This window comes from Bradyrhizobium sp. 2TAF24, assembly GCF_052115025.1.
Lineage (GTDB): Bacteria > Pseudomonadota > Alphaproteobacteria > Rhizobiales > Xanthobacteraceae > Bradyrhizobium_A.
The window spans coordinates 553,022-577,008 of the sequence record NZ_JBFRFW010000002.1; the positions used below are offsets into that span (position 1 = coordinate 553,022).

A 23,987-nucleotide genomic window follows, 5' to 3' on the forward strand; every position below is an offset into this window, starting at 1 on the left:
CTGGCAGTCTACGGCCGCCGGCAGCGTCAAGGATGTCGACGCCACTACGGCCGCGCAGCAGCATTGGGAGTACGATCGTGAGGCGTCGTCCCTGCAAGTGGCCGGAGGACGCCGATAGCCTGAACTGCCAACAATGTCGCCTTCTGGGTACGCGCATCCCGCTCGCCTCGTTGATCCAGGCTGTCGCAGTCGGCGAGCATCTGAACTTCCGGCATGCGGCCACTGCGTTAGGCGTCAGCCAGTCCTCAGTGAGCGAGCGCATCCGCGCGTTGGAAGAGACGCTCGGCGTCCGTCTTTTCGAGCGGCGGCACCGCGGCGTCCGGCCGACCGAAGCCGGACGGTTCTTTCTTGCCCAGGTTGCCGACGGAATCGACCAGCTTGCCTACGCGGTGAAGACGGCCGGGATGATCGGCACGGGCGAACTCGGCCGTGTGCGGGTCGGTGTGCCGACGACGATCGCCGCCGGATTCCTGGCCGACCTTCTCCAACGCTACCGTCAGCAATGGCCTGGTATCGAATTGGAGCTATTCGACGGACGCGCCAAGGATGCAATCCTGCAAGTGCGCGAAGGCCGGCTGGATGTCGCGTTCGTCGCCGCGATCGCCGATGTTCCGGATTGCCACAGCCGGGCGCTTTGGACCGAACCCCTATTCATTGCGGTGCCGGCGCGCGATCCTCGTGCAAGCGCCGATGCGGTGCATTGGTGCGACCTGAAGGATGATTTGTTCCTGGTGCGCTACAATGGAACCGGGCCACAGGTGCATGACCATGTCTTTCGCCGTTTCGCAGAGCGTAGCCTGCAGCCGCGTGTGCAACGCTGCAACGTCGACCATTGCCTGCTCATGTCGATGGTGGCGGCAGATTACGGGATAACGCTTTGCAGCGAGACGACAGCCCAGGTCGCTTTTCCCGGTGTCACTTTCCTGCCGCTGTGCGACGAACCGGAGCCACTCAGATTCGGCGCTATCTGGTCGCCGCACAATTCCAGCAAGGCGCTTCGCGGCTTGCTGGATCTCGCGCGCAGCCGCGCCACGATCTAGCTCGACGCGCGGCGCGCCTTTGCAAATGCCCGGTCCGTCGCGATGAAGCGTTCCAGCATGGGCACGATCAGCCGGAACGGATCGATCGGCGGATTTCCCGCCTCGGCCAGCAAGCGTCCATATTCAAGAAGATCGCGGTGGAGCGGCGCGGGCAATTCCAGCGACACCTTCACCGGCTTGTCGTCTGCGATGGGGCCGAGTTTCAGCTTTGCCATGTCAGCCTCTGTAGGATTCGAGGATCAAATCGCGCGTGACCACGATTCGGACCGGGAAGCCCGGCCGGATGGTCAGCGTCGGCGCAACCTGCAACTGACGGCGGACGATCTGCTGTCCGGCGTCATTGATGGTGTCCTGGCCGCCACGGCGAATGGCACGCAGCAGCCGGTCCTCATCATTGACAGCCATCTCTGCCCCGACCGCGAGCAGCGTCGAGAGGCCGGCCGCCTTGGCGAGATCCCACCAGTGATAGTCGACGCCATCCTGAAGACCGGCATAGCCGGCCGCATCGGCGCCGGGCTGGCGCTCCAGCACGATGGAACGGCCATTCGGCAGGATGAGCCTGTTCCAGACGAGCAGCACGCGGCGCTGCCCGAACTGCACGTTGTTGTCGTACTGGCCGATGATCCGCGTGCCCTGCGGCACGAGCAGGATGCGGCCCGTGGGGCTGTCATAGATGTTCTCCGTCACTTGCGCCGTGATCTGACCCGGAAGATCGGAACGAATGCCGGTGATGAGCGCTGCCGAAATCATGGCGCCGGCCTGGAGCACGAAGGGCGATGCCGGGGGCGTGATGCGATCCGACGACGTGGTGCGGTGATCGACAGGCGCGTTTAGGAAGGCGAGCTGCTTGTCCTGCGCCGTTTGCTGGCTGGGCTGTCCCGTCATCAGATCAAAGCCGGCGAGATTCGGCATGGTCGTGGTGTTCGATGCTGTGGCCGTGGCCGCGTTGCCTGGCGCGGTCTGGAAGAAGACACGACTGGTGCGCGCGGCCTCGTCCTCGGCCCGCCGACGTTGTTCAGCTTCATCGACCGCGGGCGTCGTGACGGTTGGCGGCACGACCGGCTGACCCCTATTCTGTGCGTCGAGGATCGGGCGGCCGAGATCGCCGGGCAGCGGCGGGCCGAGGACAGGGCCGGTGTAATCGCGCGGCAGGCCCGAGAGACCATCGGCGGGTTGCCGATTGGTGGTGGAGTAAAGCTCTTTGCCATCGTCGCCGGGCGCACGCGTCTGAAGCGCGTAGATCAACGACCCGCCAATGCCGATGGACACGACAACGCCGATGCCAGCAAGCACCTTGCGCGACAGGCGGGTGACGCGTGGCGGTTCGGCGCGAAGCCGCATCGGCGCGGCAACGTTCGTTTCATCCTCGCTCATGACGACGGCCTCCCGTCCGTGCGGACGATCCTGACGGTCTGCTGCTTGTCGCCGCTGCCAAGGCGCAGCTCGGCCGCGCCGAACAGACGGTCGACGATCAGGATGTTCTGGTAGATGCGGCTGTTGACGATCTGCGCTTCGCCGTCCGGGCCGATGACGAAGATCGGCGGCATCTCGCCCTGGACGATGCCGCGCGGAAACTCGACATAAACGCGCCTGCCGTCGTCATAAACGGTAATCGGCTTCCATGGCGGATCGTCGCCAGTCAGACCGTAGCGATAGTTGCGAGCCGTCGCCGCCGGGATGACCGGTGTTGCCGGCCCGTTCTGCCGCTGCCCGGCTGGCGGCTGCGGATAGGCCCAGGCCACGGCCGGCATGTAGGGTTTTGGGCCGGAGCGCAGCTCGAGCATATAGGTGCGCCGGTCGGTGGTGACGACCAGGTTGGTGGTGAGGTCCGGGCGCGAGGGCTTCACCAGCACATGCACGCGCCGGGTTACGCCGGAGCCGGATTCGGTATCGCCGATGATCCAGCGCGCGGTGTCGCCGGCCGCGATCGGCCCTGCGCCGGTCAAGCTCTCGCCCGGCTCAAGAGCGATGTCGGTGATCTGGCCAGGCGCGGCATAGACCTGATAGAGCGCGCCTTCGGACCACGGATAAACTTGGATCGCGTTGTAATAGCCTTCGCGGCGTGGCTGGACGCGCGCAGCGGCGTTGGCGTTTTCTACGCGCTCTGTCGGTGTTGAAGCTTGTGTCCCGCCCCGCGTCGGCGTCCAGGCCGGCGGGATATGCAGCGGCTTCGGTCGATCGTCGGCGACGGACGCGGGCACGGCCGGCAGCGGCGGTACATCAGCATCGTAGCTGATCTGCGGCGGCTTCTGCGGCGTGGCGCAGCCGGCGAGCATGGAGCCGGAAAGCAGCAAAGCCGCAAGTCCGGATTTACGGATAGAAGGTTTTGCGCCTTTGCGGATCGTCGGTCGGCTCATTGGCTCATCTCCCGCGACCAGTTGATGGCATTGACGTAGATTCCGAGCGGGTTGGCCTTGAGCCGATCGGCGTCGCGCGGCGGCTGGATCACGATGGTCAGGATCGCGGTCCAGCGTTCGGTGGTGGCGAGCTGACCACTCTCGTAACGGCGCTCGGTCCAGGCAACGCGAAAACTGTCCGGTGACGCGCGAATGACGCTCGACACCTCGACGGCGACCTGTTGCTTCCCGACCTTGATGAAGGGGTCGTTGGCGCGGGCATAGTCGTTGAGCGCCGCCGAGCCGCGATCGGTGGTCCATTCATAGGCGCGCAGCCAATTCTGGCGGACAATGACCGGATCGGCCGGTGTCGAACGAACCTGTTCAATGAAGCGCGCCAGATGCCATGCCACCTGCGGATCGGTCGGCCTGTAATCGGCCGTTGCCGGCGCGACCGTCTGCGCCTGGCCGAGATTATCGACCTGCACGACCCAAGGCACCACGGTCCCGCTCGCGGACTGCCAGACAAGGGCTGCGGCGAAACCGGCCGAGAGGATCAGCGATCCGAAGGCCATCGCGCGCCAATTCCTCGCCTGGACGCGCGCGGACCCAATCCGCTCGTCCCAGACCTGCGCGGCGCGCTGGTATGGCGTCTCGGGTTGGGGTGTCTTGCCGTAATGCGCGGCGGGTCGCTTGAAGAGGTTCATGTGCGATCACTTTCAGAGAGATTGATGGAAGAGCCGGAGCCGTGGCTGTCACCGGAGCGGACGGCATGCGCGGTGGTTTGGACGGCATGGCCCATATGTCCGCCGCGTCGCATGCGCTGCGCCCAGGCGGGCGGCGGGGCGCCAGAGGACTGAGAGGGTACGGATGAGACCGCGCCGACAGCCGAACCCGCGGTCGAAGAGCCGCCAGTCGCACCGAACCCGGCTTTCACGCCGCCGGCGAAGCTGGCCTTGACGCTCGCGGCAGCACGTCGAAGCGGCGATGTCGCAGCACCGCCGGCCGCGCGCGTCACGCCCCCGAGACCTGATGCGACGCCGGCCGCTCCGGATTGACCGAGCGAGCCGAGGCTGTAGGCGGCCGAAGCAGCACCCGCCGCGGTCGCGCCGCCACGCACAGCGGCTGCGCCGGTCGAAAACGCGGCCGCTCCACCTCTCGCAGCGAGCATCGCGCCGCCGCCCGCGGCAAAGGCAGCGCCGCCGACGGCAAGGCCAGTGCCGACCGCCGCGCCTGCGCCCAGTTGAGGACCACCAGAGACGAGGCCGTTCGCGATACCGGGTCCGAAAATGCCGAGGCCGACCAGCGACAAGGCGGCCAGGACAACGGCCATGGCGTCGTCGATGGACGGGGTCTTGCCGCCGAAGCCTTGCGTGAACTGGCCGAACAGCGTCGAGCCGATGCCGATGATGACGGCGAGCACCAGCACCTTGATGCCAGAGGAAATGACGTTGCCAAGCACGCGCTCGGCCATGAAGGCGGTCTTGCCGAACAGGCCGAACGGAATGAGGACGAAGCCGGCGAGCGTCGACAGCTTGAACTCGATCAGCGTCACGAAAAGCTGGATCGCTAAAATGAAGAAGGCGAGGATGACCAGCGCCCAGGCGAACAGCAGGCACGCGATCTGGATGAAGTTCTCGAAGAACGCCACCCAGCCCATTAAATCAGAAATCGAGTCGAGCAGTGGCCGGGCGGCGTCGAGCCCGGTTTGCGCGACTTTTCCGGGCCGCATCAGATCCTGCGCGGTAAAGCCCGTACCGCTCGCCTTCAGGCCGAGACCGGCGAAGCTGTCGAAGACGATTTTCGCGAGATTGTTCCAATTGCCAATGAGATAGGCGAAGGCGCCGACGAACAGCGTCTTCTTCACCAGCCGCGCCATGATGTCGTCATCGGCGCCCCAGCTCCAGAACAGGGCGGCCAGCGTCACGTCGATGACGATCAGCGTGGTAGCGATGAAGGCGACTTCGCCGCCGAGCAAGCCGAAGCCGCTGTCGATGTAGCGGGTGAAGACCCCAAGGAAATTGTCGATGACGCCCGCGCCCCGCATGCTTCACCGCCCTTCCGTGGATTGCGGAGCGACGGGCGCGGGCGTCCGGCCTAGGAAGCGGTCGCGGGTCTCGGCCCAGACGCGCAGGCATTGCGCATCGTCGGCCGCCTTCTGTCCAAGCTGCTGGCACCGGCGCTGGTTCTCACGCAGCGGATCGCGCTCGGGCTGGACGAGGCGCACCGGCGGCGGTGCCAGCGCTTCATCCTTGCGGGTCAGTTCGATCGCGGTCGCCGTGATGGCGACCGCGACGAGGGCAATTGCGCCGAAGCGCGCCAGCAGCTTTCCGTCCATGGTAACTCTCGCCCTTTGACCGTCAGTTGCCCCTATTGAACATCTGCGCGTTGCCGGGCTGGTAACCGCTGCCGGGCGTCAGGAAGCGCCGGCGCTGCTCGCGCCCCTGCGCGGCAGCAGCGGCGCGCTCGGCTTCGGTCAGCGCGCTCGCTCGGCCATTGGCCGACATCAGCGCAATCAGGTCGGAAAGCTGCTGCGACTGGAGCGCGAGAATCTGGTTGCCGGCTTGCGTCGCCTGCAATGCGCCGGTCGCGCCCTGGCTCTGGCCGACGAGCGATGACATCTGCGTGCGGTTGGTGTCGATGTTGCCGACGACACCGGCCTGCACGCGCATGGCGTCCTGCAGGCCGCCGACCGTGTTCTGCCAGCGCGAGCGTGCATCGGCGATGAGCTGCTGGTCGGAGGCCGACAGCGAGACGTTGCCGTATTTCTGCTGAAACGCCTGGTCGATCTGCTGGACGTTGAAGGCGATGTTCTGGGCCTGGTTCAGGAGCTGCTGCGTGCGCTGGACCGATTGCTGGATCTGCTGGAGCGCGGAGAACGGCAGGCTCGTAAGATTGCGGGCCTGATTGATCAGCATCTGCGCCTGATATTGTAGGCCAGTGATCTGGTTGTTGATCTGCTGGAGCGTACGCGCGGCGGTCAGCACGTTTTGCGCATAGTTCGACGGATCGAACACGATGAGCGCGTGGGCCGGCGTCGCCAGCATCGGCGCCAGCACGATGGGGGTGGATAGGAGCGCGACGGCAAGCCGCGCTGCGCGGGAACGGCACAGGGTCATGAGGATGTCTCCTTGTTGGTGAGGGTCGGGATGAGATCGACGACCCAGCTCACATCGCGAGCGTTGAGCCAGGCGGTGAGAAAGCCGTCGCGGCCGTGCTCGGCGACGATCTGCGCGATCAGCGTCTGGTCGGATTTGGAGGATGCGGCGCAGAGCGCGAGGCCGACCTCAGACAGGCCCAGCTCGAACAGGCGGTTGCCGCGCCGTGACTGGCAGTAGTAGTCGCGTTTCGGCGTCGCCCGCGCGAGGATTTCGATCTGGCGGTCATTGAGGCCGAAACGGCGATAGATCGCCGTGATCTGCGGCTCGATGGCGCGTTCGTTCGGCAAGAGCAGCCGCGTCGGGCAACTTTCGATGATGGCCGGCGCGATGTTGCTGCCGTCGATGTCGCTGAGCGACTGCGTGGCGAAGATGACGCTGGCGTTCTTCTTGCGCAGCGTCTTCAGCCACTCGCGGAGTTGGCCGGCGAACGCGTCGTCATCGAGCGCGAGCCAGCCCTCGTCGATGATGAGAAGCGTCGGCCGTCCGTCGAGCCGGTCGCCGATGCGATGGAAGAGATAGGCCAGCACGGCCGGAGCCGCCCCGGTGCCCACGAGTCCTTCGATCTCGAACGCTTGCACATCGGCCGAGCCCAAATATTCGGATTCGGCGTCGAGCAGCCGGCCGTAAGCGCCGCCAACGCAAAACGGGCGCAATGCCTGCTTCAAGTCGTTCGACTGGAGCAGCACGGTGAGCCCGGTGATCGTGCGTTCCTCGACTGGCGCGGAAGAGAGCGAGGTCAGCGCCGTCCAGATATGCTCCTTGGCCTCGGGCGTGACGGGCACACCCTCGCGCATGAGAATCGCGACGATCCAGTCCGCCGCCCAAGCGCGCTCATAGGTGTCGTGGATGCGGGCGAGCGGCTGAAGCGAGACAGAGGCGTCCGAGCCTTCGGTCAGGCCGCCGCCGAGATCATGCCAGTCGCCGCCCATGGCGAGCGATGCGGCCCTGATGGAGCCGCCGAAGTCGAAGGCGAAGACCTGCGAGTGGCCATAGCGGCGGAACTGCAAGGCCATGAGCGCGAGCAGCACGGACTTGCCCGCGCCCGTGGGGCCGACGACGAGGGTGTGCCCCACGTCGCCGACATGCAAAGACAACCGGAACGGGGTTGAGCCTTCGGTTCTGCCATAGAGCAAGGGGGGTGCGCCGAAGTGCTCGTCCCGTTCCGGCCCCGCCCATACCGCCGAGAGCGGGATCATGTGAGCGAGATTCAAAGTGCTGATCGGCGGCTGCCGGACATTGGCGTAGGCATGTCCCGGCAGCGAGCCGAGCCAGGCGTCCACTGCGTTGACGGTCTCGACCATGGCCGTGAAGTCGCGGCCCTGGATGACCTTCTCGATAAGGCGCAGCTTCTCGTCGGCGCGACGCGGATCGGCGTCCCAGACGGTGATGGTGGCCGTGACATAGGCCATGCCCGCCATGTCGGCCCCGAGCTCCTGCAAGGCCATGTCGGCGTCAGCAGCCTTGTTCGCCGCGTCCGTGTCCACGAGCACGGACGCCTCGTTGGTCATCACCTCTTTCAAAATCGCGGCGATCGACTTGCGCTTGGCGAACCATTGCCGCCTGATCTTGGTGAGCAGCTTCGTCGCGTCGGTTTTGTCGAGCAGGATCGCCCGCGTCAACCATCGATACGGGAAAGCGAGGCGATTGAGATCGTCGAGCAGACCGGGTGTCGTCGCGGTGGGGAAGCCGACAATGGTGAGGATGCGCAGGTGCTGATCGCCAAGCCGCGGCTCCAGCCCGCCGGTCAACGGCTGGTCGGCGAGCAATGCGTCCAGATAGATCGGCGTCTCGGGGACGCGCACGCGATGGCGCTTGGTAGAAGCGCAAGAATGCAGGTAGGTCAGCGTTTCCGCGTCATCGAGCCAGGCGCATTCGGGCATGAAACCATCGAGCAGCGCCAGCACGCGGTCGGTGCGGTCAGTGAAGCCGCGCAGCGCTTCATGGGGATCGACGCCGGACCGCTCGCGCCCCTCATAGAGCCAGGATTCAGTGCGCGCGGCTTCCTCGGCCGGCGGTAGGTAGAGGAAGGTGACGAAGTAGCTCGATATGAAATGCGCGCCTTCTTCCTCGAAGTCGGCTCTGCGCTCGGCATCGACCAGCGCGGAGGCCGGATCGGGAAACGTGCTGTCCGGATACGTCGCGGCCTCGTGGCGCTGCGCTTCGACAAAAATGCTCCATCCCGAGCCCAGGCGGCGGAAGGCATTGTTGACGCGGCCGGCGACCGCGACCAGCTCGGCCGCGACGGCGGAGTCGAGATCGGGGCCACGAAAGCGCGCGCTGCGCTGAAAGCTTCCATCCTTGTTGAGAACGACGCCTTCGCCGACGAGTGCGACCCACGGAAGGTAATCGGCAAGCCGGCTGGCGGTGCGGCGATATTCGGCAAGGTTCATCATGGCCGCGCCTTCACACCGATAGATGACCGGGGATGCGCAGGTGCCTGCGCCCGACTTCCACGAACAGCGGATCGCGCTTCGCCGCCCACACTGCCGCGAAATGACCGATGGCCCAGATGGCGAGACCGACGAGCCAGAGACGCAGACCAAGGCCGACTGCACCGGCCAGCGTTCCGTTCATGATGGCGATGCTTCGTGGTGCGCCGCCAAGCATGATGTGCTCGGTCAGCGCGCGACGGACGGAGATCGAGAACCCCGGCACCGCATCGAGCTGTTCGAAGGCGGCCGCCATCAGATGAGCGCCCCGCCGCCGAACGAGAAGAACGACAGGAAGAAGCTCGACGCGGCGAAGGCGATCGACAGGCCGAACACAATCTGGATCAGCCGGCGGAAACCGCCCGACGTATCGCCGAAGGCGAGCGTCAGGCCGGTCACGATGATGATGATGACGGCGATGATCTTGGAGACCGGCCCCTCGATCGACTGGAGGATCTTTTGGAGGGGTTGTTCCCACGGCATGGAGGAGCCGGAGGCATGTGCGGCCGGCACGAGGACAAGGTTGACGTAGGTGAAAGCGGCGGCCGTCGTGACTAAACGGCGGGCGCGCATCGTGATGCGGATCATTGGGCTTCTCCTGTGTTCGGTGTGGTTGGGGTGATGCGGTAATCGCCGTCCGGACCGAGCCCTTCGACGCGAGCGAGTTCGGCGAGCCGGCGCGCGGAGCCACGGCCGGAGAGCACGGCAACGAGGTCGATGGTCTCCGCGATCAGCGCGCGCGGGACGGTGACGACGGCTTCTTGAATGAGTTGCTCAAGACGGCGCAGTGCGCCGATCGCGCTGCCGGCATGGATGGTGCCGATACCGCCCGGATGGCCGGTGCCCCATGCCTTGAGCAGGTCCAGGGCTTCGCTGCCACGGACTTCGCCGATGGGGATGCGGTCCGGCCGCAGGCGGAGCGACGAGCGGACGAGATCGGAGAGCGTCGCCACGCCGTCCTTGGTTCGCATGGCAACGAGGTTTGGCGCGGTACATTGCAGTTCGCGCGTATCCTCGATGATGACGACGCGATCGGCCCCCTTCGCCACCTCGGCGAGCAGCGCATTGGTGAGCGTGGTCTTGCCGGTCGAGGTGCCGCCCGCGACAAGAATGTTGGCGCGGGAAACGACGGCCGTGCGCAGCATCGCGGCCTGGTCGGTAGTCATGATGCCGGCCGCGACGTAGTCGTCGAGGGTGAACACGGCGACCGCCGGCTTCCTGATCGCGAAGGCCGGTGCTGCGACGACCGGCGGCAACAGACCCTCGAAGCGCTCGCCGGTCTCGGGGAGTTCGGCCGAGACGCGCGGGCTGCGTGCATGCACCTCGGCGCCGACGTGATGAGCGACCAGCCGCACGATGCGCTCGCCATCGGCGGCCATCATCGTTTCACCGGTGTCGGCAAGCCCTTCGGACAGGCGGTCCACCCAGATGCGTCCGTCCGGATTCAGCATAACCTCGACCACAGCCGGGTCTTCGAGATACTGGGCGATGGCCGGGCCGAGCGCAGTGCGCAGCATGCGGGCGCCGCGCGCGATCGCTTCTGGTTTGTGGTGAGTGGCATTCATCCCGGCCCCGATTCCTGAGGGGGCGCGACAGACGGTCCCCGCAACGGGGTCGATTAAAAGAGCCGGAAATCGGTCCGGTTCAACAAGTATCTAAGTGGATGCGGTCATGGCGAAGAAAAGGCGGCTATCGGCGGAATTGAATGTTCAGCCGGGATCGCCGTTCGTCTTGAAGCGTGCGTCGCCTGTGCCATCGCGCAGCGAGTCGATATCGCGCGACAGCTCTTTCAGGAACCGGTCGCCGGTCGCGAGTCTCCTGCCGAGCGATTGCATGAAGCCCTCGAACCGTTCCATTCCTTTCGCGCGCGCCGAGGCTTGTGCGCTTTCGGACAATGGCGGTGTGATGGTCAGCCAAAAGCGGATGAACAGCGAGAGGGTCTCGCCCAGAATGGCCAGATCCTCGTCGAGGCCGTCGACCTGGCGGCCGAGCTTGTCCATGCGGCGCGCGAACACGGCTTCGAGCCGCTCGGACGCATCGGCCGAGAGGAAGGATGCGACCGCCGCCTCGATGACCGCGGACTTCGAGACGTTGCGCCGAAGCGCCAGCGCCTCGACCTGTTTGAGCAGCGCCGGATCGAAATAGACGTTCATGCGGGTCTTGGCCTGCACAGGCATCCTCCTACAATTCGATGCCGTCGGCCGGGTCCATCGTCGCCTGTCGGGCGACGATGCGCTGGCGCATCGCCCGCGCCTTGGCGGCGTCAACGTCGGGCTCGTCGTCCAGGAGGTCGAACTCGTGCCCGGCTTGGCGCTCGGCCGGAATGACCTCCTCATGCTCGGGCAATTCCGGCTCGCGGCGGATGCCGGCATTGGCCGGATCGCCATCGGCGCCGTCGCCTGTCGCGGCTGTCGTCGCTTCGGCCGATGGCGCGATCACACGCATCGACCAGTCATCCGGCGCCGTCATCGTCGTGCCGGGTCGCGATGCGGCCGGATCGGGCGGCGGCAGGATGCGCTCCTTGAAGCGCGCGTCCTCGAAATAGCGCGCCTTCCTCGCCCGGATCGGCGGCGTGCCCGCCACCATGACGATCTCGTCGCTGGGCGGAAGCTGCATGATCTCGCCGGGCGTCAGGAGCGGCCGCGCCGTCTCCTGGCGCGATACCATCAGGTGCCCGAGCCATGGCGCCAGCCGATGGCCGGCATAGTTGATGGAGTCGCGCAGTTCGGTCGCGGTGCCGAGCGAATCCGACACGCGTTTGGCGGTGCGCTCGTCATTGGTCGCGAAGGCGACGCGCACATGGCAATTGTCGAGGATCGAGTTGTTCGGCCCATAGGCGCGCTCGATCTGGTTGAGGCTCTGCGCGATCAAAAAACTTTTGAGACCGTAGCCGGCCATGAAAGCCAGGGCGCTCTCGAAGAAATCCAAGCGTCCGAGTGCCGGAAACTCGTCGAGCATGAGCAGCAGGCGATGGCGTTTGCCCGACGCCTTCAATTCCTCGGTCAGCCGCCGGCCGATCTGGTTGAGGATCAGGCGGATGAGCGGCTTGGTGCGATTGATGTCGGAGGGCGGCACGACGAGATAGAGCGTGGCCGGACGCCGACCGCCAACCAGATCGGCGATGCGCCAGTCGCAACGCGCCGTCACTTTCGCGACGACCGGATCGCGGTAAAGACCGAGGAAGCTCATGGCGGTCGAGAGCACGCCGGAGCGTTCGTTGTCGGATTTGTTGAGCAGCTCGCGCGCGGCGGACGCGACAACGGGATGGACGCCCGCCTCGCCGAGGTGCGGCGCCGACATCATCGCGCGCAGCGTCGCTTCGACCGGCCGGCGCGGATCGGAGAGGAAGTTGGCGACACCTGCCAGCGTCTTGTCGGGCTCGGCATAGAGGACATGGAGGATCGCGCCGACCAGCAGGCTGTGGCTGGTCTTCTCCCAATGGTTGCGCTTGTCGAGACTGCCTTCAGGATCGACGAGGATGTCGGCGATGTTCTGGACGTCGCGCACCTCCCATTCGCCGCGCCGGACCTCCAGCAACGGGTTGTAGGCGAACGACTGCGCATTGGTTGGATCGAACAGCAACACCCTTCCGTGCCGCGCCCGGAAACCGGCCGTCAGGGTCCAGTTCTCGCCTTTGATGTCGTGAACGATGCAGCTTCCCGGCCAGGTCAACAGCGTCGGCACGACGAGGCCGACGCCTTTGCCACTCCTGGTCGGTGCGAAGCACAGCACATGTTCGGGGCCGTCATGGCGCAGATGGTCTTGGGCATGCCGGCCGAGCAGGACGCCATCGGGGCCGAGCAGGCCGGCGGCACGGATTTCCCTGTCCTCGGCCCAGCGAGCGGAGCCGTAGGTCGCGACATTGCGTGCCTCGCGCGCACGGATGAGCGACATGAGGATGGCGACGGCGATGGCGATAAAACCGCCTGATGCGGCGATCGCCGCCCCTTCGAGGAAGATGGATGGCGCATAGGCGTCGAAGGAATACCACCACCAGAAGAAGGCCGGGGGGTAATAGACCGGCCAGCCCGCCAGTTCGAACCACGGGTGGCCAAGCTGCGCCTGAAAGCCGAGCCGCCATGCCGTCCATTGGGTCGCGCCCCAGGTCGTCGCCAGAACGATGGCGAGGACGACAGTGATCTGACCCCAGAGGACGCGGGTTCCCGACATACAGACTCCAATCGGCAAAACAGACGGTGCCGATCAGAGAATGGGCGTTCGCGCGAGACTCAACGAAAAAGACGGTTCGGCGCGTCGCCGGATACCATGGCGTAGAAATCGGATGGTTCGCTTAGTGCCGCGTCTTGCCGCGAGCCTCCTCCGTGGCTTCCGCGACGGCCTGCTGGAGAATGCGGCGGTAGCCCTGACTGGTCATCCATTGCGCACGGGCGAGATGGCTCTCCCAGCATGCCCTTGTGCGGGCTTCATCGGCGACCGGATCGCGGTGCAGGACGATCCGCGCCACCTCGGTCCAATCCGCTCCGTCCGTTTGCGCATCGAGCAAGCGCATGTAGGTCACGTAATGCTCTTCGTCATAGGTCGTTATGTCGGGTCCGTTCGGGGCCTCGTCATCGACATCGGGATCAAGCTTGGGTCTGACGCGCATGGAACGCCCTCCCTTCAGGGCCAACAACACCAAAAATCCTGAACTGGGATAATCCCATATCAGGATTACCGGAATGGCCTCCTTTGATCAACGGAGCGCCGTTCCGAATGCAGAAGTCCTTGCGCACGTCCCGACAGCAGCTTCTCCTGTCCCTGCTCGTCCAAGCACGCAAGGCGAAAGGCATGACCCAGGCCGACGTTGCCGCGGCGCTCGACAGGCCGCAATCCTTTGTCGCCAAATATGAGAACAATGAGCGACGGATTGATGTCGTCGAGTTCATTGACATTGCCGGGGTGCTGGGCGTTTCGAGTGTCGACATCCTGAGCAAGATCGAAGCGGCCGGAGACCGCCCAAAACGACCTGTCAGGCGGAAATCACAACCCATCGGCTAGCTGCCGATCAGGGCGCGAACGTCCTTGAGAAGAACGAACAGGTGCATCGGGTCGCTCGGCGATGCGATGAAATCGAAATGTTCGTAAAAGGCCTGCGCCTCCTCATCCTTGGCATGGACGGCAAAGGCGCGCAGGCCCGCGATCTCGGCGGCGGCCAGTGTGCGGCCGAGCGCATCCTTGAGCAGGCCGGAACCGATCCCCTTGCCTGACCAGGCGCGGGCGACCGCAAGGCGCGCGAGGATCATCAGGGGGACTGGATGTCGGGCGACGCCCTTCTGCAGCCGCCCGGGCGCATCGTCATAGGCCACGTCGCCATAGGTCAGCGTATAGTAGCCGACCACCTCGTCGTCCGAGAGGGCGAGATAGGTCTGCGCGCTGTTGGCAAGCTGGTTTTGCAGGGCAAAGCGGATCAGGAAGCGGTTGAGCGGCTCCTTGCCGCAATCGAACCCCTCGACGCGATGGTCGCGCCGCAGCTTCTCGATGCGGAGCGCCACGGGGCTATTTGCCAGGCTGCTCAAACACGCCGGGCTCGCTCAGGAGCCGCTTCAGTCTCGGCAACGGACGGGGCGGCGCATCGAGCGCGGTGAGGAAGGCGTGCCAGCGCTCCGCGTCCAGCCCGAAATGCTGGCGGTCCGGCAGGGACTCCTGGGCGCGGGCGAGCGCGCTTTCCAGAACGAACTCGCTGACCGACCGTCGCTCGGCCCGGGCCGCGGCGTTCAGCACGCGCTTAGCCTCTCGCGTGAGCCGCAGGTCGAGTTTTTCGGATCGGGTTGCATTGGCCATGGTGGCGCCTCCTGATCCCTCATATAGCATACCCGGTCTCCTTTGTCATGACATTGTCTGGCAGATTGTGGCGATCATAGCCCAAGCCCCCGCTGCCTGCCGAGCTGCCACGAAACCGAGGCTCCCTGCACGATGCCCGCGACCTCGCGGCCGAGCTGGCGGTCGATGACCGGCCGCCAGGGAACGAGCGTGAACTCTTGGCTCTTCTCGACGATGGCGAACCTGCCGCTTGCGAGCTGGATGGTCCCGGTGAACGTGCCGCTGACGGTCTCGCCGTCTCTGGCCGCGCGAAACGGCATCGGCTTCTGCGCCGCCAGCTCGGTGCCGGCGCGGGCGACCTCACGCTCGCGCAGTGCGGCGAGCAGATTGCGGCGGTAGAGAACCCCACCGTTCTGCTGGCGCGTGGCATCGCCCTGGTCGATCAGACGCTCGCGGCGGTGGTCCATCGCCTGGCTGACCGCCTGTCCGAAGCCGGCTGGCGCGAGATCGGACGCTTCGCCTGCGATCAGCCGGCGATCGAGCCAGGTCGCGCCGTCCGCCCCGATCTGGCTTTCCAGGTCGAAGGCTGAAAGGACGCGGATATTGGCGCGGGCGCTGCGGCTGGCGTCATGGGCGGCAGCCCGGCTCTCGAAATCGTCGGGGATGCGCCATTGGTCGGCGTCGATCCGCTCGACGATGCCGGCGCGGCGGAGCGCCTCCAGCCGGCGGACATGAGCGTCGACGAAGCCTTGGTGATCGCCGCCCGGCACGCGGCCGTCGAAGCGCACCTGCTCCAGATGGCGGCTCGGCCGGTAGATGCCGTCCTCAGCCATGCCGACGATAGCGCGATCGGACGGCCGTGCCGCGGTATCGGCCGGACCGATCTCAACGATGCTGCCGATGCGCGCTTCCTCGACGCGGGCCGGATCGAAGCCAGAGACATGATGGGTGCGGCCGTCGACCCCGTCGACAACCAGGGTGAGGCTCTCGCCCAATTCGTCAGCGAGATGCTTGTCGATGACGCGACCGGTGATCGGCGCGGCGGGCGCGCCGTCATGAATCTGGAAGCTGGCCGGATCGCGCTCCTGCCCCTCGGCCTGGAGCGCCTTGTGCATGGTGCGGATGATGTCTCCACGCTCGCCCAGCTCGCGCAGGGTTGGCTCCAGCCGCACGCTCAACTCCCAGACGCCAGGCGCATGCTGGGTGGCGAGCCCCATCTTCTCCAACTTGCCGAGCCGGGCCAGGCGCAGCGCCCGTCTAGCGATGCCGCGCGGATCGCCGTGCTCGGGCCGAAGGTCGATCAGGCCGTCACGGGCCTCTTCGATCATGGCGCGGTCGATGCGGGCGAAGCGATCCTGGCCGAGTTCGGCGGTGAGCTTACGCTGCTGTTCGATCTCGGTGACGGGGCCGAGCTCGAGCGTCGCGAGCGCGCTGGCGCGTTCGCGGACGCCGTGGGCGACATAGTCGCCGTTGATGACCAGATCCTCGCCCAGTTCGTCGCGGCCGTTGACGATGACGTGGACATGAGGATGACCGGTGTTGAAGTGATTGACCGCCACCCAATCGAGCTTGCTGCCGAGGTCGGCTTCGACCTGGCTCATCAGGTCGCGGGTGAAGCCGGTGATATCGCCGAGATCGGCGCCATCCTCCGGCGAAACGATGAAGCGGAACTGGTGGCGATCGTCCTTGCCGCGATCGAGGAAGGCATCGCCGTCGACGCGGTCCTCGGTCGCCGAATAGAGGTGACCGCGTTCGCCGTCGCGCGAGGTTCCGTCACGCTGGATGTAGCGCAGATGGGCGGCCGCCCGGCCATTTTTTCCGGCGGCGCGGACCGAGCGCGATTTGACGATGACGCGGCGACTGCCGGGCTGGCGATGGCTCCAACCGTCCGAGAGGTTGCGCGCACGCACGAAGGCCGCGCCGCGGCCGCGCTTCACACCCCGGCCGCTCGCCAGCGCCGATCGTGATCCGCTCTTGGCAGCGCGGTCCGCACCAGCGGCACGCCCGCCGCGCGATGGCGATCCGCCATGCTGGCGGGCGATCTTCTTGACCTTGGTGAAGAAGCTCTTGGTCTTGGCGCCGGCGCGGGCATCGGAGCGGATGCGGCCAAGGCGCGGGCGGAAGCGGTCCTCATCGTCGCTCATCGGCGCAGTTCCCGCCGACGGCAGGGATTTCCGGCCACAGTGCCGTCGAACGCCCTGCAAAAGCTGGCTATCCGAAGGACGACGGCACCATGCCGATCGTTCGGGGGTGCCGCCCCCAACAGTGTGCAGACAAGGGCTTGCCTGGCGGATCGGCCCCATGGGGTGCCGTCCGCTTTAATCTTGCCCTCCCGCCTTTCCGCCCTTTCTGCCGTTTCAACCCTGAATGCAGCCAAGCGCGAACCTGCCCGACTGCACACCGAAATGACCGCCGCTGAGCGCGGGAGCGCCATCCTCATGGCGTGCCTCCGTCGCTCGCGCGGGCCACGAAAATGCTGCCACTCTGCGGCTCCGTGCGAGCAGAATCGCGCACGGGAACGGTTGCGCGTGTGTCGCCGGATTGCGCAATGGATGGCAGAGCGGCAGCAATCCCGCTGTCGTTCGGACGCGTGATGAACAGAGGGGCTTCGCGCCAGTCGGGCGGCGGTGCCGGCTGCCGGGTTGGCGCATCGGATACAGCCGCACCACCAAGGATCGGCGCGAGTGCGGCGACATAGGCGCGTGTCTCGGCCGGCAACGGGCGGCCGGACGCGCGATGCTCGTCATAGCGATTGGGACCAGCATTGTAGGACGCGAGCATCGCGGCGACATTGCCGTAACGATCCCACATCTCGCGCAGAAAGGCCGTGCCGGCGAGGATGTTAGCGCGCGGATCATAAGGATCGCGGCCGAGCCGATGACGGATGCGCAGCCCCGCCCAGGTGTCGGGCATGACCTGCATCAATCCGACCGCGCCGACCGATGAGATCGCGCGCGCATCGCCCGCACTCTCAGCGCGCAGCACCGCACGAATCCAGCGCTCGGGAATGCCGAAGCGCTTCGAAGCTTCTGCAATGGGCGCAGCATAGGGATCGACAGCGGGAGCGCGCGCGATCGGCATGGATTGCGCGACCGCCAAGCCGCTACCGACTGACAGCGTGCCGACCGCGAAGAGAACGGCACAACGGCGTAGCGCCTTGTCTCCGCTGCGCCGCAAGCCTGCCAGCGTGCTCGCTGCGGTCAAGGGTGCGCGCGAAGCGCCGGCGAAACGCCGCCCTTGACCTTCGCTGCGCGCGCCGGCCGTCTGACCGTCGAGCGGGACGAAGGGATGAGACGGCTTTTCCGCGAACCAAGGGATGGCGGTTTTGAGCGCGATCGTGACGGGATGGCGCATGGTCTTCAGTCCCGCTCGGCGCGCTTGGCTGGACGGTTCCAGTGCAGCGACCATGAGGATTCATCGTCGCCATTGCGGAACAGGTTGGCGCGGATCGGCTGTGGCAAGGCTGGGTCGTCGATGAGCAGCGAAACGTAGCTGCCCGCTTTCTCGCCGGTGCGCTTCCAGCCCGCGCCGATCTCCGGTCCGTCTTCCGCGCCGTGATGGACGCGATAGTCAGGCGCGTTCTCGGCATCCGAAGGTTCCGCCGGAACGATGGTGATGTCGCGGTAGAGCGTGAGCGTGTGAACGCGCCCGACGAAGCCCGATTTCTCGGCGGTGAATTGACCAATCTGCGGCATAGCAAGTCTCCTGTGGTTGGGGTGGGAAAGCGATGTCAGTGCGTTGGCACGCGCCACTGGTAGCGGCCGTCGCCGTCCTCATCGGTCCACAGCGGGACCGCGCGACCGATGATCTGGTCCGTGGAGGTCAGACCGAAGTAGCGACCGTCGAGGCTGTCGCGGACCTGCCAGTTCATGAGAAAGACCTCGCCGGTCTGGATGCGACGGCAGCCCTGCCAGACCGGGAGATCGCGACCGGCGCGGTCGCGGTCACGCGCCTCCCCCATCGCGATGCCGTCAACCGTGACGGCGCGGCCGTTGCGGCAGACCGTTTGCCCGGACACAGCCAGCACACGCTTCATGAGCGGCACGCCTTTCGGTAGATAGCCGCGCTCGCTAAGGAAGGTCGCGAGCGGTTCAGGGGCGTCCACGGCAACGAGATCGGTCACCTCGAACGGGCCGTCGAAGTCGATCGTGTAGAAGCCGATCGGAGCGCTCGCGCTGGCGTTCCAGATCAGTTTGATCGGCATCGGCGTGAGGCCGGGATAACCGACGCCCGCGGCAGCAAGAGCCGTCGCGATGATGAGGCCAGCGCGCGTCATGGCCCGATTCTCCGGCGGCGAAGCCAGGCGGCATGCTGCGCGGACGTGTAGGTGCGCGGCGTCTCGCCGACGCTCAGCCGGTTGTGGACATGCCGCCAATGCTCCGGCGCCGCGTCCGCCGGATCGAGACCGAGCGCCTCTACCGCGTCGATGGCTTGCAGCGCCCGTTCGACCTTGGGCCAGCCGTCGAGGCGCAGCAGTATGTCGCCGCCGGGCCGCACGAAGGGCAGCGTCTGGAACGGCTCGCCGCGGCCGACCGCCCGCACGATGTCGATACGCGAGATGATCGTTCCGAAATCGTTGGAGGCCCAGCGGACGAAGGCGAAGATGATGTCCGGCGCGAAGCCGACGATGCTGCGGCGGCGGTCGAGGATCTGCTCGTAGCTCTTGCGGCCGAATCTGATCCAATTCTCGATTTTCCTTTGGCTCCGGGTCAGTTCGACGAAGGTGGTGAAGGACGCGGGACCGGCCGGCAGCGGACGGCCGCGCATGCGGCGCGCCGCATTGCCGGTCATGGGGTGTCTCCCTCAGTGGATGCGAATTCGCGTGCGAGCAGCGCGCGCAGCATGTCGGCGACTGTCTCCCCGCGCCGGAAGGCCGCGACCTTGATGCGGCCGCGCAGCTCGGGCGTGACATCGATCGTCAGCCGCGCGGTGAAGGTTGCGGCGTCGTTTGTGCGCTGGGCCTGCGCGTCGGCTGCCTTGATCCAGCTCTCGGCGTCGCCCGGACGGGAGGCGAAGCCGCGCTTGCCGGTGCGCCCGGTCATGGCGCGATCCTCGCGACGCGGAGCCGATCGATCTCGGCTGCCAGCGCGGCGATCTCGCGTGCGGCCGAGCTGTCATCATCGATCTCGCAGGCCAGCCGCCCGGACTGCGCGGCGTCGGCAAAGACGACACGCTGGCCAATGGTGGTGGCGAGCACCGGCGGGTCGTGATCAACCAGCGTCTCAGCAGTCTCGCGGGCAATCACGGTGCGCGCCGCGCAGCGGTTCAGCACGAAGCGCGCGGCGAGCTGCGGCCGGTAGATGCGCGCTTCGCTGAGAAGCGCCAGCATCTCGGCCGACGCCCAGCCATCGAACGGCGACGGCTGCACCGGGATCAGCACCAGGTCGGCGGCGAGCAGCGCCGAGCGCATGAGGCTGGCGATACGTGGCGGACCGTCGATGACAACATGATCGGCGTCACGCGCCAGCTCGGGGGCTTCGCGATGCAGCGTGTCGCGCGCCAGGCCGACGACGCCGAACAGGCGCGGCAGGCCCTCGCGGCTTCGTTGCTGCGACCAGTCGAGCGCCGAGCCTTGCGGATCGGCGTCGATCAAGGTGACACGGTGTCTCCTGGTGGCCCATGCACCGGCGAGATGCAGCGCGAGCGTGGTCTTGCCGACACCGCCTTTTTGATTGAGGAGCGCGACGATCATGGTGCACTCCGGCGGGTAGCACAGGCACCATGCCTCGCATGTGCGCGCGTCAAAGAAGAAGAGTTAGAATCTTTGTTAGATTCTTCTATAGAGTGCGTCGCGCGATTTGCGCCTGATGTACCGATAGTGCGTGCGCCTGATGTACCGATGCCATTCACATGGTTTTCAACAGGCACTGTGGATGGATTTTCGGGAAGGAAACGCAGCAGTTCGCGGCCGTTCTCTCGCTCGATCTGGAGGCGATAACCCGGCAGCGGCTGACGCGCCGCGATGCGGCGCAGGTCGAGTGCGAAATCGGAGATGCGCGCGAGACTGCCGGACTTGACGTGGAGATGAGCAATCTCGAACAGCCAGCCGTGGCGCTGGCGGCCGGCATGCTTGCGCGCGACGCGATAGAGCCAGCGTTCGATGCCGCCGGTCAGCCGGAAATAAGCCGGGTCGATGGTGAGCACCAGCGAGCGGTCGACGACGCCGTTGTAGAACCATTCGGGCAGCACGAACTCCATGCCCTCGACGCGGCCGGCATGCGTCGTCATCTCCTCCCATTCGTTGATCCAGGAGAACTGCCGGCGGCGCCAATGCGCGCCGTTGCGGATCGTGGTGGCGATGACGGTCGATTGCAGGCGCGCGAGCGCGGCCTTCAGCAATAGATATTGGCGGTTGCCGGTCGGGCGGCCGATGCCGCGCAGAAGCTGGTAAGGCGTGAAGCGGAAGAAGCGTGATGTGGTGAGGCCGCGGTTCTCGGCCTCGACAATCTGCGAGGCGGCCCAGATCAGCACGTCGGCGTCCCAGATTGTCGCCATGCCGTGCTCGGGCATGGCGAACACCTGCACCTCGACATCAGCGGCCTGGTAGAAGATCGGTCGGGTGCGTGGCGTTTTCGCCAACGAGAAGAATGGCCGCTCCATCAGATCGCGCTGGTCGCGGGGCGATGCGTCGCCGCCGATCACCACGAAGGGATTGAGGTTGGTCCGTTCGCTGGCCTTGCGCTGACGCCCGCGTCGATGGTCATCGTCGCGCAGCATTCAGTGTTCGCCCCGCTCAGCCGGCGTTAAACGGCGCGCCGGAAACACGCGGCCGACATCCTTGTCGCGCGTCGATTTGCGGGCGCCTATCGCGGACCAGGCTTGCAGATCCTCGACAGCGTAGACGACGCGGCCTCCGATCTTGCGATAGATCGGACCGGTCCCGTAGGTGCGATGCTTCTCCAGCGTGCGCAGCGAGATTCCGAGAAAGCGCGCGGCATCGGGCGTGCGCAACAGGCGTGGCGGCAGGTCCGCCTTCAGGTCGGCCATGAGATCACCTCTGGTTCGTCATGCGTGGGGCTGCCGGCGGCGACAGCGTGCGATGGCGAACCATGGCGAAGGATCGGCGGCGCGGAGCGTGCCGCATTTGCGCTTATGCGCTGGCGGCACCCCTTTGTAAGACACGCTATGCGGCGGCGTCTGCCTATCGGCGGCGCGGCTTGATCGGATAATGGAGCAGCAGCCGGTATCCCCCCTTCATCATGCTCAGGCTGTGGGCCACGAGGCGGCGGGCCTGGTTCTTGCGTGGGTCGTTCTCCCAATCCTCCTTCGTGCCGCGAAAGCCGAGGAGGACTTCGGCGATGGTGCGGTAGCTCTCGCCGCGCTGACGCGCATCGAGCGCTCGCAGGGAGAGGATGTGGAACCGCCGAAGCTGGATCGGCATCGCGCGGAAGTCCGGGCCTGGCGCACGGCCATTGAGCGCGCGCCAGAGCCGTCGCGCAGCGTGCACGCGCAGTTCGAGAAGCGCGTCCAGCGGCAAGACAACAGCGTAGAACGTCGCCCCGTCGGAAGGGGCCTCGACGAGCCAGAACTGATGCGTGACGCCATCGGCCTGCCAGACGCCGTGCCAGCCGTCATCGGCCCGGCGCAGATCGAGGCCATCGAGCTGCGTCAGCGGAATCGGCACGATCGCTTGCGCAACGATCGGTCGCGGCGCTGTGGTGAGGTGAACAGCCTGCGGTTGCAGGCTTGGAATCCAGAACAGGGATTGCCGATCGGGCGGCGTCTCGGGATCACACGGGAAATCGCAACCCCCAGCGTTTCGAAAACGCCGCCAGCGACCGCGCGGACGGGTTCCCGAGACGCCCGATCTTCTGGAAGTCTCGATGATAATTATCATCGCGGCGGAGATATTCCCAAGCGAAGCCGGCGGCGGGAATGGTCTCGGCATGCTGATACGCCGCCGGCGAACGCCAATCGATGCTGAGCATAACATCACCTCTCATTGACCGGGTCATGCAAAGCCAACACCCGGACAGAGAGTTTCAGCGACCAGGCAGCGTTTTTGCAGCCGCCAAAGGCGGATATGTTGATCGTGCGTAGCGATCGATATTGGTTATTTTCTTCTTAACATCGCATGCGTGTCTTTGCGAGCCGGGCGAAGCCCGGCGAGCGGCGGCCGTGCCATGGGCGCGGCCGCGCCGCCGATCCGCAAAGCCGGATCGGCGGAAAAAAGCCAGATACGGACATCCTGAAAGACGCTGAGCCGTAGAGCCGGAAACCCGGCTCCACGGCTCGGCATCTATGCGGTCTTCAAGCGCTGCATCCCCTCGGCGAGCGTCCAGAGCGCGCGATTGAGGCTGACATTCTGATCGATGCCATTGATGGCGCGTGTCTGGCTGCGGCGAATGCGCCCCTCGGCGTTGCGCTTGCGGCCATGCACTCCGCCGCGAATGACGTTTTCCTGAATGACGTTGAACGTGGTCCAGAGGCTTTGCCCGACATCCTCACGACGGCGCGGCGCGATGATCTGGTCAGGCTGAAGCGGGCTTTCATCCTCGCCATAGCGAGCCACAAGGCTTGCCTCGGCAAAAACGCGCTGCTCGTCCTGCGACAGGCGGGTTTCCTTCATTGTCTGGCTCGCGTCGATCAGGCGCGGGAAATCCTCCGCGACGGTGTAAACGCCTTCGATGATGTCGTGCTGAATATTGCCCTTGTGTGGCACGCGGACTTCCTCGAAGCGCTCGCCCGCGATCATGCTGTTGGTGCAGACGAAACGGAGCATGCCCGCAAACATCTGATAGGCTGAGGTCCCGTCATGACTGTTGACGATGATAACTTCGGCGGCCTCGGGCTTGCCGATGCCCTCGTCACGGCGAAGGCGTAGCATGTGCTTGGCGTGGCCGTGGCGGCTGCCGTCGCGCGGCACGGACTGGACGGCGAAGAACGGAAACCAACCTTCGCGACGCAATCCCTCCACGATGTCGATGGTGGGGACATAGATATAGCGTTCCGAACGGCTGTCATGCGCCTCGCGCGCGAAGATGGACGGGACATGCCGGTAAAGCTCCTCATTGTCGAGCGGCTCGCGTCCGCTGATCTGGTGGGCGTTGCGGCCGAAACGGGTTGCAAGCTGGTGATACATAGCCGGTTCCTTTCCTTGGGCGTGGGTTGGAGCGCAGCGCTGCGCTGCAACCCTGGCCGTCGCCGAGACCGGGTGTGCAAACGGAGGGGTGGCTTCGCGGGGAACCGGCTGCAGGGAGCGCAGCGACCGAAGCTGGGCGGAAGCCCACTCCGAAGTGCGCCGAGGGCTGGCCCTAAGCA

General features: G+C 65.9%; 30 protein-coding genes. 2 read left to right on the plus strand and 28 right to left on the minus strand.

Going from position 1 to position 23,987, the window contains the following annotated elements; translation table 11 throughout:
* The first annotated feature begins 77 nt into the window (after nt 1-77).
* The gene (locus AB4Z37_RS05835; RefSeq protein WP_441515725.1) at nt 78-1,040 is read left to right on the plus strand and encodes a LysR family transcriptional regulator; all 963 of its coding nucleotides are present in this window, start codon (nt 78-80) and stop codon (nt 1,038-1,040) included.
* Here AB4Z37_RS05835 and AB4Z37_RS05840 read toward each other — a convergent pair.
* The 14 genes from AB4Z37_RS05840 to AB4Z37_RS05905 form a co-directional block, all read right to left on the minus strand.
* Nucleotides 1,037-1,255 (minus strand): DUF2274 domain-containing protein, encoded by a 219-nt coding sequence (locus AB4Z37_RS05840; RefSeq protein WP_441515726.1) that lies wholly within the window; start codon nt 1,253-1,255, stop codon nt 1,037-1,039. The genes AB4Z37_RS05835 and AB4Z37_RS05840 overlap by 4 nt on opposite strands.
* A gap of 1 nt (nt 1,256) precedes the next feature.
* A complete protein-coding gene (locus AB4Z37_RS05845) occupies nt 1,257-2,414 on the minus strand; it encodes a TrbI/VirB10 family protein (protein WP_441515727.1) in 1,158 nt (385 codons plus the stop codon).
* The gene (trbG, locus tag AB4Z37_RS05850; protein WP_441515728.1) at nt 2,411-3,397 is read right to left on the minus strand and encodes a P-type conjugative transfer protein TrbG; all 987 of its coding nucleotides are present in this window, start codon (nt 3,395-3,397) and stop codon (nt 2,411-2,413) included. Before trbG ends, AB4Z37_RS05845 begins: the two co-directional genes overlap by 4 nt.
* The gene (gene trbF, locus AB4Z37_RS05855) at nt 3,394-4,083 is read right to left on the minus strand and encodes a conjugal transfer protein TrbF (protein WP_441515729.1); all 690 of its coding nucleotides are present in this window, start codon (nt 4,081-4,083) and stop codon (nt 3,394-3,396) included. Before trbF ends, trbG begins: the two co-directional genes overlap by 4 nt.
* Nucleotides 4,080-5,423 carry a P-type conjugative transfer protein TrbL gene (trbL, locus tag AB4Z37_RS05860; RefSeq protein WP_441515730.1) on the minus strand — a complete coding sequence of 448 codons (1,344 nt, stop codon included), beginning with the start codon at nt 5,421-5,423 and terminating at the stop codon, nt 4,080-4,082. The genes trbF and trbL overlap by 4 nt, the downstream gene beginning before the upstream one ends.
* Nucleotides 5,424-5,426: 3 nt before the next feature.
* Complete coding sequence (gene trbK-alt / locus AB4Z37_RS05865) at nt 5,427-5,714, minus strand: putative entry exclusion protein TrbK-alt (protein WP_441515731.1); 288 nt, start codon at nt 5,712-5,714, stop codon at nt 5,427-5,429.
* Between the two features lie 22 nt (nt 5,715-5,736).
* Nucleotides 5,737-6,495, minus strand: a complete 759-nt coding sequence (trbJ, locus tag AB4Z37_RS05870; RefSeq protein ID WP_441515732.1) for a P-type conjugative transfer protein TrbJ — start codon at nt 6,493-6,495, stop codon at nt 5,737-5,739.
* The gene (gene trbE / locus AB4Z37_RS05875) at nt 6,492-8,930 is read right to left on the minus strand and encodes a conjugal transfer protein TrbE (RefSeq protein ID WP_441515786.1); all 2,439 of its coding nucleotides are present in this window, start codon (nt 8,928-8,930) and stop codon (nt 6,492-6,494) included. Before trbE ends, trbJ begins: the two co-directional genes overlap by 4 nt.
* A 10-nt stretch (nt 8,931-8,940) precedes the next feature.
* A complete protein-coding gene (locus AB4Z37_RS05880) occupies nt 8,941-9,222 on the minus strand; it encodes a VirB3 family type IV secretion system protein (protein ID WP_441515733.1) in 282 nt (93 codons plus the stop codon).
* On the minus strand, nt 9,222-9,554 hold the full coding sequence (locus AB4Z37_RS05885; RefSeq protein ID WP_441515734.1) for a TrbC/VirB2 family protein: 333 nt from the start codon (nt 9,552-9,554) through the stop codon (nt 9,222-9,224). The genes AB4Z37_RS05880 and AB4Z37_RS05885 overlap by 1 nt, the downstream gene beginning before the upstream one ends.
* A complete protein-coding gene (gene trbB / locus AB4Z37_RS05890; protein ID WP_441515735.1) occupies nt 9,551-10,531 on the minus strand; it encodes a P-type conjugative transfer ATPase TrbB in 981 nt (326 codons plus the stop codon). Before trbB ends, AB4Z37_RS05885 begins: the two co-directional genes overlap by 4 nt.
* 144 nt (nt 10,532-10,675) lie before the next feature.
* The gene (locus AB4Z37_RS05895) at nt 10,676-11,137 is read right to left on the minus strand and encodes a CopG family transcriptional regulator (protein WP_441515736.1); all 462 of its coding nucleotides are present in this window, start codon (nt 11,135-11,137) and stop codon (nt 10,676-10,678) included.
* A 10-nt stretch (nt 11,138-11,147) separates the two neighbouring features.
* Nucleotides 11,148-13,136 (minus strand): conjugal transfer protein TraG, encoded by a 1,989-nt coding sequence (locus AB4Z37_RS05900; RefSeq protein ID WP_441515737.1) that lies wholly within the window; start codon nt 13,134-13,136, stop codon nt 11,148-11,150.
* Nucleotides 13,137-13,257: 121 nt separating this feature from the next.
* Nucleotides 13,258-13,572, minus strand: a complete 315-nt coding sequence (locus AB4Z37_RS05905; protein WP_441515738.1) for a DNA -binding domain-containing protein — start codon at nt 13,570-13,572, stop codon at nt 13,258-13,260.
* 107 nt (nt 13,573-13,679) lie between these two features.
* On the opposite strand from AB4Z37_RS05905, the gene AB4Z37_RS05910 reads away from it, so the two are divergent.
* On the plus strand, nt 13,680-13,964 hold the full coding sequence (locus AB4Z37_RS05910; protein WP_441515739.1) for a helix-turn-helix domain-containing protein: 285 nt from the start codon (nt 13,680-13,682) through the stop codon (nt 13,962-13,964).
* On the opposite strand, the gene AB4Z37_RS05915 is transcribed toward AB4Z37_RS05910, so the two are convergent.
* The 14 genes from AB4Z37_RS05915 to AB4Z37_RS05980 all read right to left on the minus strand — a co-directional run bounded on the left by AB4Z37_RS05915 (nt 13,961) and on the right by AB4Z37_RS05980 (nt 23,808).
* Nucleotides 13,961-14,458: a GNAT family N-acetyltransferase gene (locus AB4Z37_RS05915; RefSeq protein WP_441515740.1), complete on the minus strand. Its 498-nt coding sequence runs from the start codon at nt 14,456-14,458 to the stop codon at nt 13,961-13,963. The genes AB4Z37_RS05910 and AB4Z37_RS05915 overlap by 4 nt on opposite strands.
* 4 nt (nt 14,459-14,462) lie before the next feature.
* Nucleotides 14,463-14,747, minus strand: coding sequence for a type II toxin-antitoxin system TacA family antitoxin (locus tag AB4Z37_RS05920; protein WP_441515741.1), 285 nt, complete (start codon nt 14,745-14,747; stop codon nt 14,463-14,465).
* 74 nt (nt 14,748-14,821) lie between these two features.
* Entirely contained in the window at nt 14,822-17,029 is a 2,208-nt protein-coding gene (locus AB4Z37_RS05925) for a relaxase/mobilization nuclease domain-containing protein (protein ID WP_441515742.1), read from the minus strand.
* Nucleotides 17,030-17,162: 133 nt separating this feature from the next.
* On the minus strand, nt 17,163-18,080 hold the full coding sequence (locus AB4Z37_RS05930; RefSeq protein ID WP_441515787.1) for a lytic transglycosylase domain-containing protein: 918 nt from the start codon (nt 18,078-18,080) through the stop codon (nt 17,163-17,165).
* A 5-nt stretch (nt 18,081-18,085) separates the two neighbouring features.
* Nucleotides 18,086-18,421: a DUF736 domain-containing protein gene (locus tag AB4Z37_RS05935; protein WP_441515743.1), complete on the minus strand. Its 336-nt coding sequence runs from the start codon at nt 18,419-18,421 to the stop codon at nt 18,086-18,088.
* Between the two features lie 35 nt (nt 18,422-18,456).
* The gene (locus AB4Z37_RS05940) at nt 18,457-19,002 is read right to left on the minus strand and encodes a S26 family signal peptidase (RefSeq protein ID WP_441515744.1); all 546 of its coding nucleotides are present in this window, start codon (nt 19,000-19,002) and stop codon (nt 18,457-18,459) included.
* Complete coding sequence (locus AB4Z37_RS05945) at nt 18,999-19,517, minus strand: DUF2840 domain-containing protein (protein ID WP_441515745.1); 519 nt, start codon at nt 19,515-19,517, stop codon at nt 18,999-19,001. The genes AB4Z37_RS05940 and AB4Z37_RS05945 overlap by 4 nt, the downstream gene beginning before the upstream one ends.
* Complete coding sequence (locus tag AB4Z37_RS05950; protein WP_441515746.1) at nt 19,514-19,768, minus strand: ribbon-helix-helix protein; 255 nt, start codon at nt 19,766-19,768, stop codon at nt 19,514-19,516. The genes AB4Z37_RS05945 and AB4Z37_RS05950 overlap by 4 nt, the downstream gene beginning before the upstream one ends.
* Nucleotides 19,765-20,418, minus strand: coding sequence for a ParA family partition ATPase (gene parA, locus AB4Z37_RS05955; RefSeq protein WP_441515747.1), 654 nt, complete (start codon nt 20,416-20,418; stop codon nt 19,765-19,767). Before parA ends, AB4Z37_RS05950 begins: the two co-directional genes overlap by 4 nt.
* On the minus strand, nt 20,415-21,443 hold the full coding sequence (locus AB4Z37_RS05960) for a replication initiator protein A (protein ID WP_441515748.1): 1,029 nt from the start codon (nt 21,441-21,443) through the stop codon (nt 20,415-20,417). Before AB4Z37_RS05960 ends, parA begins: the two co-directional genes overlap by 4 nt.
* A complete protein-coding gene (locus AB4Z37_RS05965; protein ID WP_441515749.1) occupies nt 21,444-21,713 on the minus strand; it encodes a helix-turn-helix transcriptional regulator in 270 nt (89 codons plus the stop codon).
* Nucleotides 21,714-21,867: 154 nt separating this feature from the next.
* Nucleotides 21,868-22,350, minus strand: a complete 483-nt coding sequence (locus tag AB4Z37_RS05970; protein WP_441515750.1) for a DUF2285 domain-containing protein — start codon at nt 22,348-22,350, stop codon at nt 21,868-21,870.
* Between the two features lie 106 nt (nt 22,351-22,456).
* On the minus strand, nt 22,457-22,654 hold the full coding sequence (locus tag AB4Z37_RS05975; protein ID WP_441515751.1) for a transcriptional regulator domain-containing protein: 198 nt from the start codon (nt 22,652-22,654) through the stop codon (nt 22,457-22,459).
* Nucleotides 22,655-22,965: 311 nt separating this feature from the next.
* The gene (locus AB4Z37_RS05980) at nt 22,966-23,808 is read right to left on the minus strand and encodes a DUF932 domain-containing protein (RefSeq protein WP_441515752.1); all 843 of its coding nucleotides are present in this window, start codon (nt 23,806-23,808) and stop codon (nt 22,966-22,968) included.
* Nucleotides 23,809-23,987 lie beyond the last annotated feature (179 nt).

Coding starts and splice junctions, on each gene's coding strand:
- AB4Z37_RS05840 (WP_441515726.1), bottom strand. CDS start 1,255: ATGGCAAAGCTGAAACTCGGCCCCATCGCAGACGACAAGCCGGTGAAG.
- AB4Z37_RS05845 (WP_441515727.1), bottom strand. CDS start 2,414: ATGAGCGAGGATGAAACGAACGTTGCCGCGCCGATGCGGCTTCGCGCC.
- trbG (WP_441515728.1), bottom strand. CDS start 3,397: ATGAGCCGACCGACGATCCGCAAAGGCGCAAAACCTTCTATCCGTAAA.
- trbF (WP_441515729.1), bottom strand. CDS start 4,083: ATGAACCTCTTCAAGCGACCCGCCGCGCATTACGGCAAGACACCCCAA.
- trbL (WP_441515730.1), bottom strand. CDS start 5,423: ATGCGGGGCGCGGGCGTCATCGACAATTTCCTTGGGGTCTTCACCCGC.
- trbK-alt (WP_441515731.1), bottom strand. CDS start 5,714: ATGGACGGAAAGCTGCTGGCGCGCTTCGGCGCAATTGCCCTCGTCGCG.
- trbJ (WP_441515732.1), bottom strand. CDS start 6,495: ATGACCCTGTGCCGTTCCCGCGCAGCGCGGCTTGCCGTCGCGCTCCTA.
- trbE (WP_441515786.1), bottom strand. CDS start 8,930: ATGATGAACCTTGCCGAATATCGCCGCACCGCCAGCCGGCTTGCCGAT.
- AB4Z37_RS05880 (WP_441515733.1), bottom strand. CDS start 9,222: ATGGCGGCCGCCTTCGAACAGCTCGATGCGGTGCCGGGGTTCTCGATC.
- AB4Z37_RS05885 (WP_441515734.1), bottom strand. CDS start 9,554: ATGATCCGCATCACGATGCGCGCCCGCCGTTTAGTCACGACGGCCGCC.
- trbB (WP_441515735.1), bottom strand. CDS start 10,531: ATGAATGCCACTCACCACAAACCAGAAGCGATCGCGCGCGGCGCCCGC.
- AB4Z37_RS05900 (WP_441515737.1), bottom strand. CDS start 13,136: ATGTCGGGAACCCGCGTCCTCTGGGGTCAGATCACTGTCGTCCTCGCC.
- AB4Z37_RS05905 (WP_441515738.1), bottom strand. CDS start 13,572: ATGCGCGTCAGACCCAAGCTTGATCCCGATGTCGATGACGAGGCCCCG.
- AB4Z37_RS05910 (WP_441515739.1), top strand. CDS start 13,680: ATGCAGAAGTCCTTGCGCACGTCCCGACAGCAGCTTCTCCTGTCCCTG.
- AB4Z37_RS05920 (WP_441515741.1), bottom strand. CDS start 14,747: ATGGCCAATGCAACCCGATCCGAAAAACTCGACCTGCGGCTCACGCGA.
- AB4Z37_RS05925 (WP_441515742.1), bottom strand. CDS start 17,029: ATGGGGCCGATCCGCCAGGCAAGCCCTTGTCTGCACACTGTTGGGGGC.
- AB4Z37_RS05930 (WP_441515787.1), bottom strand. CDS start 18,080: ATGCGCCATCCCGTCACGATCGCGCTCAAAACCGCCATCCCTTGGTTC.
- AB4Z37_RS05935 (WP_441515743.1), bottom strand. CDS start 18,421: ATGCCGCAGATTGGTCAATTCACCGCCGAGAAATCGGGCTTCGTCGGG.
- AB4Z37_RS05940 (WP_441515744.1), bottom strand. CDS start 19,002: ATGACGCGCGCTGGCCTCATCATCGCGACGGCTCTTGCTGCCGCGGGC.
- AB4Z37_RS05945 (WP_441515745.1), bottom strand. CDS start 19,517: ATGACCGGCAATGCGGCGCGCCGCATGCGCGGCCGTCCGCTGCCGGCC.
- AB4Z37_RS05950 (WP_441515746.1), bottom strand. CDS start 19,768: ATGACCGGGCGCACCGGCAAGCGCGGCTTCGCCTCCCGTCCGGGCGAC.
- parA (WP_441515747.1), bottom strand. CDS start 20,418: ATGATCGTCGCGCTCCTCAATCAAAAAGGCGGTGTCGGCAAGACCACG.
- AB4Z37_RS05960 (WP_441515748.1), bottom strand. CDS start 21,443: ATGCTGCGCGACGATGACCATCGACGCGGGCGTCAGCGCAAGGCCAGC.
- AB4Z37_RS05965 (WP_441515749.1), bottom strand. CDS start 21,713: ATGGCCGACCTGAAGGCGGACCTGCCGCCACGCCTGTTGCGCACGCCC.
- AB4Z37_RS05975 (WP_441515751.1), bottom strand. CDS start 22,654: ATGCTCAGCATCGATTGGCGTTCGCCGGCGGCGTATCAGCATGCCGAG.
- AB4Z37_RS05980 (WP_441515752.1), bottom strand. CDS start 23,808: ATGTATCACCAGCTTGCAACCCGTTTCGGCCGCAACGCCCACCAGATC.